At 42.1% G+C, this 13094-nt stretch carries 8 protein-coding genes; all 8 read right to left on the reverse strand.

Annotated elements, in window-relative coordinates:
- Positions 1 to 20 precede the first annotated feature (20 nt).
- The 8 genes from STYK_RS08960 to rpoB all read right to left on the reverse strand — a co-directional run bounded on the left by STYK_RS08960 (position 21) and on the right by rpoB (position 12276).
- Positions 21 to 1277: a competence/damage-inducible protein A gene (locus tag STYK_RS08960; protein WP_223340070.1), complete on the reverse strand. Its 1257-nt coding sequence runs from the start codon at positions 1275 to 1277 to the stop codon at positions 21 to 23.
- Between the two features lie 77 nt (positions 1278 to 1354).
- Positions 1355 to 2410, reverse strand: coding sequence for a glycopolymer--peptidoglycan transferase LytR (gene lytR, locus STYK_RS08965; RefSeq protein ID WP_004256717.1), 1056 nt, complete (start codon positions 2408 to 2410; stop codon positions 1355 to 1357).
- 7 nt (positions 2411 to 2417) lie between these two features.
- Positions 2418 to 2936 (reverse strand): GNAT family N-acetyltransferase, encoded by a 519-nt coding sequence (locus STYK_RS08970; protein WP_000455549.1) that lies wholly within the window; start codon positions 2934 to 2936, stop codon positions 2418 to 2420.
- Positions 2926 to 3369, reverse strand: a complete 444-nt coding sequence (gene tsaE / locus STYK_RS08975) for a tRNA (adenosine(37)-N6)-threonylcarbamoyltransferase complex ATPase subunit type 1 TsaE (protein WP_000288249.1) — start codon at positions 3367 to 3369, stop codon at positions 2926 to 2928. Before tsaE ends, STYK_RS08970 begins: the two co-directional genes overlap by 11 nt.
- 95 nt (positions 3370 to 3464) lie before the next feature.
- On the reverse strand, positions 3465 to 4094 hold the full coding sequence (locus STYK_RS08980; protein ID WP_004239116.1) for a hypothetical protein: 630 nt from the start codon (positions 4092 to 4094) through the stop codon (positions 3465 to 3467).
- Between the two features lie 132 nt (positions 4095 to 4226).
- Positions 4227 to 4649, reverse strand: coding sequence for a nucleoside-diphosphate kinase (gene ndk, locus STYK_RS08985; protein WP_004239114.1), 423 nt, complete (start codon positions 4647 to 4649; stop codon positions 4227 to 4229).
- A 305-nt stretch (positions 4650 to 4954) separates the two neighbouring features.
- On the reverse strand, positions 4955 to 8632 hold the full coding sequence (rpoC, locus tag STYK_RS08990) for a DNA-directed RNA polymerase subunit beta' (RefSeq protein WP_261804924.1): 3678 nt from the start codon (positions 8630 to 8632) through the stop codon (positions 4955 to 4957).
- 38 nt (positions 8633 to 8670) lie between these two features.
- The gene (rpoB, locus tag STYK_RS08995; RefSeq protein WP_120769758.1) at positions 8671 to 12276 is read right to left on the reverse strand and encodes a DNA-directed RNA polymerase subunit beta; all 3606 of its coding nucleotides are present in this window, start codon (positions 12274 to 12276) and stop codon (positions 8671 to 8673) included.
- Positions 12277 to 13094: the final 818 nt, after the last annotated feature.

The raw sequence follows: 13094 nt of genomic DNA on the forward strand, positions 1-13094 counted from the left end.
ATCTACTATTATATCAAAAGTTAGTCACTTAATAAAGCCTTGCGAACTAGGTTAAAGGCATGCATAACCGCAATGTGACGTACATCTGCTCGACTTCTGCCTCCAATATTGATCTTGATGACCTCAGTTCCACGCTCTTGAGCCAAGCCTATGAAGACTGTCCCGGCTGGGTGTCCTTCTAGACTATCTGGTCCTGCCACTCCAGTCAAACTAAGGCCAAAATCAGACTGGGTCTTGCTTCGTGCCTGCTCAGCCATCTTCTGAGCTGTAAATTCAGACACCACACCGTGCTCTTCCAAATCCTTGACAGGAATATCCAACATTTTTGATTTTTCCTCCAAGCTATAGGTCACAAAACCACCCTTAAATATACTTGAAGCACCCGAAAAATCCGCTACCCTAGCTTGGAAAAGACCAGCCGTCAAACTCTCTGCAGCCGTGATAGTTTTCCCTTGCCTTTTCAGTTCTTCTACCACAATGCTAGCTAAACTAGTTTCTTCCCCATAACCATAACAAAGTTTTCGTAAAGAAAGGCCTTCAAAAGTTTGACGATTCAAGATTTGATTTTCTAAGATATCCAGCGCTTGATTCGCCTCTTCTTGACTGCTAACCTTTGTTGACAGACGCAGAGTGACTTCTCCTGTCTTGGCATAAGGCGCTAAGGTCGGATCTGTTTGATTGTCAATCAAATCAGCCAAAATGGTCACCAACTGACTTTCGCCAATTCCAAAGAAACGAAGAACTCGGGAATACAGCTTGCTTCCTGTCATCAACTTGGGTAGAAGTTGGTTTAAAACCATGGGTTTCAATTCACTTGGCGGACCAGGAAGGACAACGTAGGTCACTCCTTCGACTTCTAATATTCCTCCCACAGCCAGTCCTGTTTCATTTGGCAGCGGAGTCGCCCCTTCTACAAGTTGAGCTTGTCTTTCATTATTCGGTGTTCGGGCATAGTCTGGTCTCTGGGCAAAAAAGACATCCAACTTCGCCTGTGCCTGAGGATCGAAGACTAATTTTTTCCCTAAGAATTTAGCCAGGGTTTGTTTGGTCAAATCGTCCTCAGTTGGCCCCAAACCGCCTGTCAAAATCAGCAGGCTGCTACGTTGACTGGCAATCTCAAGCAGGGATAAGAGACGAGCTTCATTGTCTCCTACAGCCGTCTGAAAATATACATCTACCCCAATCTCTGCTAGTTTTTCCGACAAAAACTGAGCATTGGTATTGACAATCTGTCCTGTCAAAATCTCTGTTCCAACAGCAATGATTTCTGCTTTCATGTTTCCTCCTACCTATCTATTCGTATTTTTTTGAAAAAATCGCAGGAAATTTCCCACGATTTTAACTATAAAATAGATTATTCTACATCTTCTTGATTTATTGTATTATTAATCGTACCTGTTCCCAAACCGGTATTATTTCGATTTCCGAAAATATCTTCATATAAGACAGCATTTGTCTCTAACTCTGTCACCTTCGGTTTATCAAGTGAGGTTCTCAAAAGATTCTGGATTTCTAACAAATGGTTAGCAGTTACAATTTGATAAGATGTCCCTTGCAATTCGGCATCTTCTCCTCGTAATTGTTGAGTTTCAATCGTTTTAAACGAGTCCTGGTAACCTAACAAGCTTGGAATACTTTTCGCAGATAGATCAATATTAGTCTGCATATTGGTACTTAAGGCTTTTAGGATAGATTGATAGTGACTAACACTATTCAAGCTAAGAACTTTTTCAACAACCTTTTGAATGACTTCACGCTGACGCTTCTGACGTCCGTAGTCCCCTTCTGGATCCTGGTAGCGCATGCGAGAATAAACAAGCGCTTCTTCTCCATTTATTGTCTGCTCTCCAACACCGATAGAAATGGTGTTAAATTCCTCTTGGTCACTGATAGAAATCGGGAAACCTAGTGTATTATTAACCGTAATCCCGCCCACTGCATCTACCAATTGTTGCAAACCTTGCATATTGACCATAATATAGCGGTCAATATGGATATTCATCATCCTTTGAATCGTTGAGATAGCTAATTCTGCACCTCCTCCAGCATAAGCTGCGTTCAGTTTCGCTTCTTCGATTTGACCATCTTTATGCTGAATTTTCGTCAAAATATCTCTCTCTAAACTCAACATCATAGTCTTTTTCGTATGCGGATTAACCGTCAAGAGAATCATAGAATCACTATTCCCCTCCCAAGGGTCAGTTCGTTCAACGTTTCCAGTATCAACCCCCATTAAAAGGATCGTTAAGGGTTCAGTCGCCTCAATAACATTGGTTTCTTCCCCAATCTTTTTATAGGTTTTTGATAAGGTTTGTGTACCTTGCTGATAAATGGTATAAGCAAAGACACCCACACCCAAAACTGTCACAGCTAGAAAAGCTAGCACCATTCCAATAATTTTTTTAACCATATTTCTATCAATCTATCAGTCTACCCATCAGGTAAACATCTATAAATTTCCCTTCTTCTATGTACGCACCGCGCTCTTGTCTACCTTCAATTACAAAGCCATGCTGTTGATATAAATGAACTGCACCCTGATTGCGAGTTTGGACAGTTAGTTGAAGTCGACGAAGAATGCCACTAGCCTGTGCCCATTCTACGACTTCTTCAAGTAACAAACTCCCCAGTCCATTATTCCAATACTTCTGACCAATCACAATAAAGAGATCTCCAATATGACGAACTCTCTTGCGTTGATCAGCTGTGATATTCACAAGACCAGCAATTTCATCATTCAGCAAGGCCAGTAAAGTGATTTGATTTTCAGAGTGAGCCTGTTTATCCAAAAACAACTCCATCTCAGTATCTGTCATCAAAATGCCATTCCTGTCCAGACTGGTAAAATCTGTTTCTACACTGACACGATTTAAAAATGATACTAATTCAGCCGCATCTTCAACTTCTGCTTCCCTAATGAGCAACTCATACTCCATGTTGAAGCTCCTCTAAAAGCTTTTCTGCACGCAAACCTTTTGCTTGAAAATTCAGTCTGCGACCCTCTTCTTCTTTTAGAATTTCCAATTCTAAATAAGTATCTGGCAAGGCATCACCTAAAAGATGCCCCCACTCGATGACAGTTACCCCACCACCAAAGAGAAACTCATCTAAATCAATAGAATCAGCATCCCCCTCTATACGATAAACATCTAGGTGGTAAAGTGGAAGACGACCTTCATACTCTCTTACGATAGTGTAGGTTGGACTCTTAATCATCTGAGAAATATGTAATCCTTTAGCAAGACCTTTTGTAAAGGTCGTTTTGCCTGCTCCAAGTTCACCAGTTAGAATTAAGACGTCATTCTTTTCTAATAAATAGCCCAAACGTTCACCTAAGGACTGTAACTCTTCTTCGTTTTTAGTGTACATGTTTCTATTATACCAAAAAGTTGTCCTTTGTCTAGGTATTATCTATGAATTCCATATTATAAATTGTAAAACTAGAACTATCTCTTTTTTTATTCTTAAAATAGAAACAGCAAGAAGACAACTAACAAGATATCTCTCATCAAATGACTGTAAAATGAAACTTCCCAGCGAATGACTTTTGGCACCAACAGTCCTAGAAATAGCATCCCCAAGGCAATATAAAAGGTCATGGACAATAGCATCCAAGGATTTCTGAGAAAGATTAGAATAGCTAGTCCACTAATAAAACAGATTTCCTTCTTTCCCAAAAACTTTTTCACTCCATTTACATACTTCTGAATCGGCAGAAAAACTAACAAATCAATCCCAAATAAGAAAAAGAAACTCGGTAGAAAGGCTTCCACAAATCCTTCTACGGATGTATTTCCTGCAAGGATATGTTCTATGACAATTAAAGCTAAACCCAAAATATTTACTAAGAGCAAGAGACTATACAAGAATTGTTGCTTATCTTCCTTAAAAACTGAATAATGTTGATTTCCCTGCCCTCTATAATAGTTTAGCCCTGCACCAATACTGGCAAGAAGCAACATGCCAACTAAATAATAGAAGCAGTTTTGATTTAACATCAAGGCCCAAGTAGATAAACTTAAACAAGAACAGCTGCTAAGACCAAAAACTGTCAGCAATAACAAAACTCGAATTTGCTTTTTCATTTTTTCCATCATTCTTCCTCCATACTTGCTCTTATTATATGCTAGAAAGCCTCACCATTGCTAGAATATTTCTCAACTGTCAGTTTTCTACTCTAAAATGCAAAAAAGTTTGACGCAAGTATCCCTTACATCAAACTTTTACTATTTCTCTTCAAACCAAAGAGCAATTTCTCGCTTAGCTGACTCTTCTGAATCTGAACCATGCACAACATTTTGGATAACCTCATTTTCTCCAGCAGCTTTTGCAAAATCACCTCGAATAGTTCCTGGTAAAGCTTCTTCTGGACGAGTTGCACCCATCATAGTCCGCCAAGTTTCAATTACTTTGGGACCAGAAATGATACCTACAAGAACCGGTCCTGAAGTCATAAATTCACGAATCGGTGGGTAAAAACTTTGACCAACCAAGTCCTGATAGTGCTGATCAATTAACCCTTCTGAAACCTTTGTACGCAACTCCAATTTTTCGATTGTAAATCCACGTTGTTCGATGCGTTTCAACACCTCACCCACTAATCCTCTTTTTACACCGTCTGGTTTAATGATAAAAAATGTTTGTTCCATACCTGTCTCCTTTGTCAGCTTCTTTCTTTTATACTCTTCGAAAATCTCTTCAAACCACGTCAACGTCGCCTTACCGTAGGTATGGTTACTGACTTCGTCAGTTCTATCCACAACCTCAAAACAGTGTTTTGAGCTGACTTCGTCAGTTCTATCTACAACCTCAAAGCAGTGCTTTGAGCAACCTACGGCTAGTTTCCTAGTTTGCTCTTTGATTTTCATTGAGTATTATTTTACCACATTTCATGGAAAAATGGAGAAAGTTTTCAGAAAAGAGAAAGAGAACCCGAAGGCTCTCTCATTCTCTTTTATTCTACTGTTTCTTCCACAGTTTCAACGGCAGTATCCACAACTACTTCTGTTATTTCTTCATCCCCTTCTTCCTCTACTGGAGGATTAAGATATTCTGCTTCATTGATAGCTTGTGGTTCAAGGTTACGGTAGCGAGCCATACCAGTACCAGCTGGGATGATCTTACCGATGATAACATTTTCCTTGAGTCCAAGGAGATGATCTTTCTTACCACGGATGGCTGCATCTGTAAGGACACGAGTTGTTTCCTGGAAGGAAGCCGCTGACAAGAAACTATTTGTTTCAAGTGAGGCTTTGGTGATTCCCATAAGAACTGGACGACCAGTCGCTGGAACTCCACCTGCGATAAGAACATCCTTGTTGGCATCTGTAAAGTCGTTGATGTCCATGAGAGTACCCATAAGAAGATCTGTGTCACCTGGATCCATGACACGAACTTTACGGATCATTTGACGAACCATTACCTCGATGTGTTTGTCACCGATTTCTACCCCTTGGCTACGGTAAACTTTTTGTACTTCACCGAGGAGGTAGGTTTCAACTGACAAGACATCACGAACAGCAAGGAGACGTTTTGGTTGGATAGAACCTTCTGTCAATGCTGCACCGCGAGAGACTTGGTCTCCAACTTCGACACGCATACGTGCTGTAAATGGAACCACGTACTCACCTTCGCCAGTTTCACCCTTAACAAAGACTTTCTTGGTACGAGTTGACGCGTCTTCTTCGATAGCTGTAACTTGTCCTTTGACCTCTGTGATGACCGCTTCCCCTTTAGGATTGCGGGCTTCAAAGATTTCTTGGACACGAGGAAGACCCTGAGTGATATCGGTATTTGAGGCAACCCCACCCGTGTGGAAGGTACGCATTGTAAGCTGTGTACCAGGTTCCCCGATAGATTGGGCAGCGATTGTACCGACTGCTTCACCAACTTCAACCGCATCACCAGTCGCCAAGTTGATACCGTAACAGTGACGGCAGACGCCATGACGAGTGTTACATGTAAATACAGAGCGGATAGTCACTTCTTCCACACCAGCATTGACAATTTCACGCGCCTTGTCTTCCGTAATCAACTCATTTGGACCGATGATCACTGCACCAGTTTCTGGATGTTTAACAGTTTTCTTAGTATAACGACCATTGAGACGTTCTTCGAGAGACTCGATCATCTCTTTTCCTTCTGCGATAGAGCGGATCAAGAGACCACGGTCTGTTCCACAATCGTCCTCACGGATGATCACATCTTGGGCAACGTCAACCAAACGACGAGTCAAGTAACCTGAGTCGGCTGTCTTAAGGGCCGTATCGGTCATACCTTTACGGGCACCGTGAGTTGAGAAGAACATTTCGAGTACTGACAAACCTTCGCGGAAGTTTGAAAGGATTGGCAATTCCATGATACGTCCGTTCGGAGCGGCCATCAGACCACGCATACCGGCAAGCTGTGAGAAGTTTGAAATGTTACCACGAGCTCCAGAGTCCATCATCATAACGATTGGGTTCTTAGGATCTTGGTTGGCAACCAAACGTTTCTCCAATTTTTCACGGGCTGCACGCCATTCAGCTGTAACAGCGTTGTAGCGCTCGTCGTCTGTGATCATACCACGACGGAATTGTTTGGTGATTTGTTCTACACGTTTGTGTGATTCTTCGATGATTTCAGCCTTGTCTTCAACGACTGGGATATCGGCAATACCCACTGTCAAACCTGCAAGAGTTGAGTGGTGGTATCCGAGGTTCTTCATGCGGTCAAGTAGGGCAGAAGTTTCTGTCGTACGGAAACGTTTGAAGATTTCAGCGATGATATTTCCAAGATTTTTCTTCTTGAATGGAGGGTTGAGTTCAAGATTACTGATTGCTTCCTTGATATCTCCACCTAGTGGCAAGAAGTATTTAGCTGGAACACCTTCTGTTAAGTTGGCATTTGTTGGTTCTTGCAAGTAAGGCAGACCCTCTGGCATGATGTCGTTGAAGAGGATTTTACCAACTGTTGTAAGCAAGACCTTATGTTTTTGCTCTTCTGTCCATGGTTTGTTAAGGCTGTCTGTTGCAATACCAACACGTGAGTGGAGGTGAACATAACCATTACGGTAAGCCATAACCGCTTCGTCACGGTCTTTGAAGACCATTCCTTCCCCTTCACGACCAGCTTCTTCCATGGTCAAGTAGTAGTTACCCAAAACCATGTCCTGAGATGGAGTAACAACTGGTTTACCATCTTTCGGGTTCAAGATATGCTCAGCAGCCAACATCAAGATACGAGCTTCTGCTTGAGCTTCTTCTGAAAGCGGTACGTGGATGGCCATTTGGTCCCCGTCAAAGTCGGCATTATAGGCTTCACAGACAAGTGGGTGCAAGCGAAGAGCCTTACCATCAATCAAGACTGGCTCGAAGGCTTGGATCCCCAAACGGTGAAGGGTCGGTGCGCGGTTCAAAAGTACTGGGTGTTCTTTGATTACTTCTTCAAGAATATCCCAGATACGTTCGTCTCCGCGTTCCACCAAGCGTTTAGCCGCTTTGACGTTCTGCACGATGTCACGGGCAACGATTTCACGCATCACAAATGGTTTAAAGAGCTCAATCGCCATTTCACGTGGCACACCACATTGGTACATCTTAAGAGTTGGACCAACGGCGATAACGGAACGTCCTGAGAAGTCAACACGTTTTCCGAGCAAGTTTTGACGGAAGCGCCCTTGTTTCCCTTTAAGCATGTGGCTCAATGATTTGAGTGGACGGCTACCTGGTCCTGTGATTGGACGACCACGACGACCGTTGTCAATCAAAGCGTCAACCGCTTCTTGAAGCATACGCTTCTCATTTTGAACGATGATACCTGGTGCGTTCAACTCAAGCAAACGAGCCAAACGGTTATTACGGTTGATAACACGGCGGTAAAGGTCATTCAAGTCAGATGAGGCAAAACGGCCACCATCCAACTGCAACATTGGACGAAGATCTGGTGGAATAACTGGAAGGATGTTGAGAATCATCCATTCAGGTTTGTTTCCAGACTTGTAAAAGGCATCCAAAACATCCAAACGACGGATAGCTTTGACACGTTTTTGTCCAGTAGCTGTTTTCAACTCTTCTTTGAGTTCAGCAATTTCTTTTTCAAGATCTACTTGTTTTAGAAGGTCTTGGATAGCTTCGGCACCCATCTTGGCAACGAATGATCCATAACCATACTCACGCAAGCGCTCACGGTATTCGCGCTCTGTCATGATAGACTTGTGCTCAAGTGGTGTATCCTTAGGATCAATCACCACATAAGCTGCAAAGTAGATAACTTCCTCGAGGGCACGAGGGCTCATATCAAGGGTCAAGCCCATACGGCTTGGAATCCCCTTGAAGTACCAGATGTGAGATACAGGAGCTTTCAACTCAATGTGCCCCATACGCTCACGACGAACTTTTGTACGCGTTACTTCAACCCCACAACGGTCACAAACAATTCCTCTGTAACGAATGCGTTTGTACTTACCACAAGCACATTCCCAGTCTTTTGTAGGACCAAAGATAACTTCATCAAAGAGCCCTTCACGTTCTGGTTTTAAGGTACGGTAATTGATTGTTTCAGGTTTTTTGACTTCTCCATAAGACCATGAACGGACTTTACTTGGAGAAGCTAGGGTGATTTGCATACTTTTAAAACGATTTACATCAACCACTATTTCTTCCCTTTCTATTCTAAGTGAACTGCTTTTTCTTACTCAGCAGCTTCTTCTGTTGCTTCCGCTTTTGTTGCTTTCTCAGCTTCTTCAGCTTCAAAGGCTGCTTTAGCCTCTTGTGCTGCTTTTTCGCGGGCTTTTTCAAGGTCATCTACGTGGATGACATCTTCGTCCATTCCTTCATCCAAGTCACGAAGTTCCACTTCTTGGTCATCTTCGTCTAGGACACGCATGTCAAGACCAAGAGATTGCAATTCTTTGACAAGAACTCGGAAGGATTCTGGAACACCTGGTTTTGGAATTGGTTTTCCTTTTGTAATGGCTTCATAAGCTTTCAGACGTCCGTTGATATCGTCAGACTTGTAAGTCAAGATTTCTTGAAGGACATTTGACGCACCGTAGGCTTCAAGAGCCCAAACCTCCATCTCACCGAAACGTTGTCCACCAAACTGAGCTTTACCTCCGAGTGGTTGTTGAGTAACGGTTGAGTAAGGTCCGACTGAACGCGCGTGCAATTTATCATCAACCATGTGGTGGAGTTTGATCATGTACATGACTCCGACAGAAACACGGTTATCAAATGGTTCACCAGTACGTCCATCGTAAAGGATCGTTTTGGCATCGCTATCCATACCAGCTTCTTTAACAGTTGACCAAAGGTCTTCAGAACTTGCTCCGTCAAAGACTGGTGTTGCGATATGAATACCAAGAGTACGAGCAGCCATACCAAGGTGGAGCTCCATAACCTGACCTATATTCATACGTGATGGCACCCCAAGTGGGTTCAACATGATATCGACTGGAGTTCCATCTGGAAGGTAAGGCATGTCTTCTACAGGAACGATACGAGAGACAACCCCTTTATTTCCGTGACGTCCGGCCATCTTATCTCCGACCTTGATCTTACGTTTTTGAGCGATGTAGACGCGAACCAGCATATTAACACCTGATTGCAATTCATCTCCATTTGCACGTGTAAAGATCTTAACATCACGAACGACACCATCGGCACCGTGTGGTACACGAAGAGAAGTATCACGCACTTCACGAGATTTATCTCCGAAGATAGCGTGCAAGAGACGTTCTTCAGCTGAAAGGTCTTTCTCACCCTTAGGTGTTACTTTACCTACAAGGATATCACCTTCTTTAACCTCAGCACCGATACGGATAATACCCATTTCGTCAAGGTCTTTAAGGGCATCTTCACCAACGTTTGGAATTTCGCGAGTGATTTCTTCAGGCCCAAGCTTTGTATCGCGCGTTTCTGATTCGTATTCTTCAAGGTGAACAGATGTGTAGACATCGTCTTTCACCAAGCGTTCGCTCATGATAACAGCATCCTCGAAGTTGTATCCTTCCCAAGTCATGTAGGCAACGATTGGGTTTTGTCCAAGCGCCATTTCTCCATTTTCCATAGAAGGTCCGTCAGCGATGAAATCGCCTTTTTCAACGACATCGCCAACTTTTACAAGAGTGCGTTGGTTGTAAGCAGTACCTGAATTTGAACGACGGAATTTTTGGATGTGGTAAACGTCCAATGAACCATCTTCACGACGAACTTCTACCTTGTCAGCATCTGCATAGGTAACTTTACCGTCATACTGAGCAATCACAGCAGCTCCTGAATCGTGGGCTGCTTGGTATTCCATACCAGTACCAACGTAAGGTGCTTTAGGATTAATCAATGGTACAGCCTGACGTTGCATGTTGGCTCCCATAAGGGCACGGTTGGAGTCATCGTTTTCCAAGAAAGGAATACATGCTGTCGCAACGGCAACTACCTGTTTTGGTGATACGTCCATATAGTCAACAACATTAGCTGGATACTCTTGGTTGACCCCTTGGTGACGTCCCATGACCACTTTCTCAGCAAATGTTCCATCTTCATTCAGACGAGAATTAGCCTGTGCTACAGTAAATTCATCTTCTTCATCGGCTGTCAACCAAACGATTTCGTTCGTGACAACACCTGTTTCACGGTCAACCTTACGGTATGGTGTTTGAACAAAACCATACTTGTTCAAATGTCCGTAAGATGACAAGTTATTGATCAAACCGATGTTAGGTCCTTCAGGTGTCTCGATTGGACACATACGACCGTAGTGAGTGTAGTGCACGTCACGTACTTCATATCCAGCACGGTCACGTGTCAAACCACCAGGTCCTAAGGCTGACAAACGGCGTTTGTGAGACAACTCAGAAAGTGGGTTGTGTTGGTCCATGAACTGTGACAACTGTGATGAACCAAAGAATTCTTTAACCGCAGCTGTTACAGGACGGATATTGATAATTTGTTGTGGTGTCAAGACTTCGTTGTCCTGGACAGACATACGTTCACGGACATTACGTTCCATACGAGAAAGTCCAAGACGTACTTGGTTAGCAAGCAATTCACCAACCGCACGGATACGACGGTTTCCAAGGTGGTCGATATCATCTACACGGCCAAGTCCTTCCGCCAAATTGAGGAAGTAGCTCATCTCAGCAAGGATATCTGCAGGAGTGACGATACGAACCTTGTCATCTGGATTAGCATTACCGATGATCGTTACAACACGGTCTGGATCAGTTGGTGCAACAACCTTGAATTTTTGAAGAACAACTGGCTCAGTCACAACGGCTGCATCATTTGGAATGTAAACAATCTTGTTCAAATCACCATCCAAATGGCTTTCAATACTTTCAATCACGCTACGAGTCATGATTGTACCAGCTTCTACCAAGATTTCTCCTGTTTCAGGGTCTACCAATGGCTCTGCAATAGTTTGGTTGAGCAAACGTGTTTTAACATTGAGTTTTTTATTGATTTTGTAACGACCAACTGCTGCTAGATCATAGCGACGTGGATCAAAGAAACGAGCCACAAGCAAGCTACGTGAGCTTTCAGCAGTCTTAGGCTCACCTGGACGAAGACGTTCGTAAATTTCTTTCAAAGCTTCGTCTGTACGAGAGTCCATTGGGTTCTTATGGATATCTTTTTCAACAGTGTTGCGAACCAATTCGCTGTCACCAAAGATATCAAAGATTTCATCATCACCTGAGAAACCAAGAGCACGAACCAAGGTTGTAAATGGAATCTTACGAGTACGGTCGATACGAGTGTAGGCGATATCTTTTGAGTCGCTTTCAAGTTCCAACCAAGCTCCACGGTTAGGGATAACAGTTGAACCATAGCCCACTTTACCGTTTTTATCAACTTTGTCGTTAAAGTAAACACCTGGTGAACGGACCAACTGAGAAACGATAATACGTTCACCACCATTGATGATGAAAGTACCCATTTCTGTCATGATTGGGAAATCACCAAAGAAAACTTCTTGGGTCTTGATTTCGCCTGTTTCTTTATTGATCAAGCGGAAGGTTACAAAAATTGGTGCTGAGTAGCTAGCATCGTGGATACGAGCTTCTTCTAGTGTGTATTTTGGTTCCTTGATTTCATATCCAACAAATTCCAACTCCATTGTGTCTGTGAAGTTTGAAATTGGCAATACATCTTCAAATACTTCCTTCAGACCATGGTCTAGGAAATCTTTGAATGAGTCAGTTTGAATTTCAATCAAATTTGGTAAGTCAAGAACTTCTTTGATTCTTGAAAAACTACGACGGGTACGATGTTTCCCGTATTGAACGTCATGTCCTGCCAAGATGATTCTCCTTTGTAAATAAGTTCCAAGCCTTGTCAATCAGGCTTTTCTAATCGTCATATGGTTTTAAAAACCCCTATCACCGTGTCCTCTTGATAAATTTTCAGAATCTTTAAGTCTTTGTTACAAACACTCAAAATCCTGAAAAAAGCACAAAAAGAGCAGCTAAATCTGACTTTTTCAGAAGATTTAACTGCTGTGAGCCTTGTCTGGACAATATTTCAGACAAAACCTACGACAAATGATTATTCATATTATACCCTATTTAGCTAGATTTTTCAAGGGGATTGACGAATTTTTGACAAAATCTTTTCCTATAAAAGTAAAAAAATTAAATTCAATAATCGCTTTGCAAATTTCATTTTCAGTTTAATAATCCAAGAAAAATATAGTAAATTCAGATTTTCCTATTTTATCATAGGCTGTTTTCTTGACTTTACTAGGCTTTTCTTTTAATATATATGTATAAATATATAGGGAGGTTTATGATGAATATCTTGCTATCTAAAACTGAACAAGACTTGCTATTCTTATTGGAAGAATTAACCAAACGCCATGATTGGATAGAATTGTCCGTCTTGGCTGAGAAGCTGAATTTTTAAATTATAAAAACACAATAAAAATCTGATTATCCGCTAAAACACAGTATCTATCAGCATTTTCAAGGAAACAAACACATCAATTTACTACTTATTTACTACTAACGAATGAGGCTTGATACGCAAGTTTTCCTAGATATGCAAAGATATGGTACAGCACATCAGTATTGAAACAAGAAAAAATTGAATAACTTATAGACTATGGAACGCCTAAAATGA

Source organism: Streptococcus toyakuensis, from assembly GCF_024346585.1.
In the GTDB taxonomy this organism is placed as follows: domain Bacteria; phylum Bacillota; class Bacilli; order Lactobacillales; family Streptococcaceae; genus Streptococcus; species Streptococcus toyakuensis.

Excerpts from the sequence above, each read along its gene's own strand:
- lytR (WP_004256717.1), bottom strand. The coding sequence starts at position 2,410 with ATGGTTAAAAAAATTATTGGAATGGTGCTAGCTTTTCTAGCTGTGACA.
- tsaE (WP_000288249.1), bottom strand. The coding sequence starts at position 3,369 with ATGTACACTAAAAACGAAGAAGAGTTACAGTCCTTAGGTGAACGTTTG.
- STYK_RS08960 (WP_223340070.1), bottom strand. The coding sequence starts at position 1,277 with ATGAAAGCAGAAATCATTGCTGTTGGAACAGAGATTTTGACAGGACAG.
- STYK_RS08980 (WP_004239116.1), bottom strand. The coding sequence starts at position 4,094 with ATGGAAAAAATGAAAAAGCAAATTCGAGTTTTGTTATTGCTGACAGTT.
- STYK_RS08970 (WP_000455549.1), bottom strand. The coding sequence starts at position 2,936 with ATGGAGTATGAGTTGCTCATTAGGGAAGCAGAAGTTGAAGATGCGGCT.
- ndk (WP_004239114.1), bottom strand. The coding sequence starts at position 4,649 with ATGGAACAAACATTTTTTATCATTAAACCAGACGGTGTAAAAAGAGGA.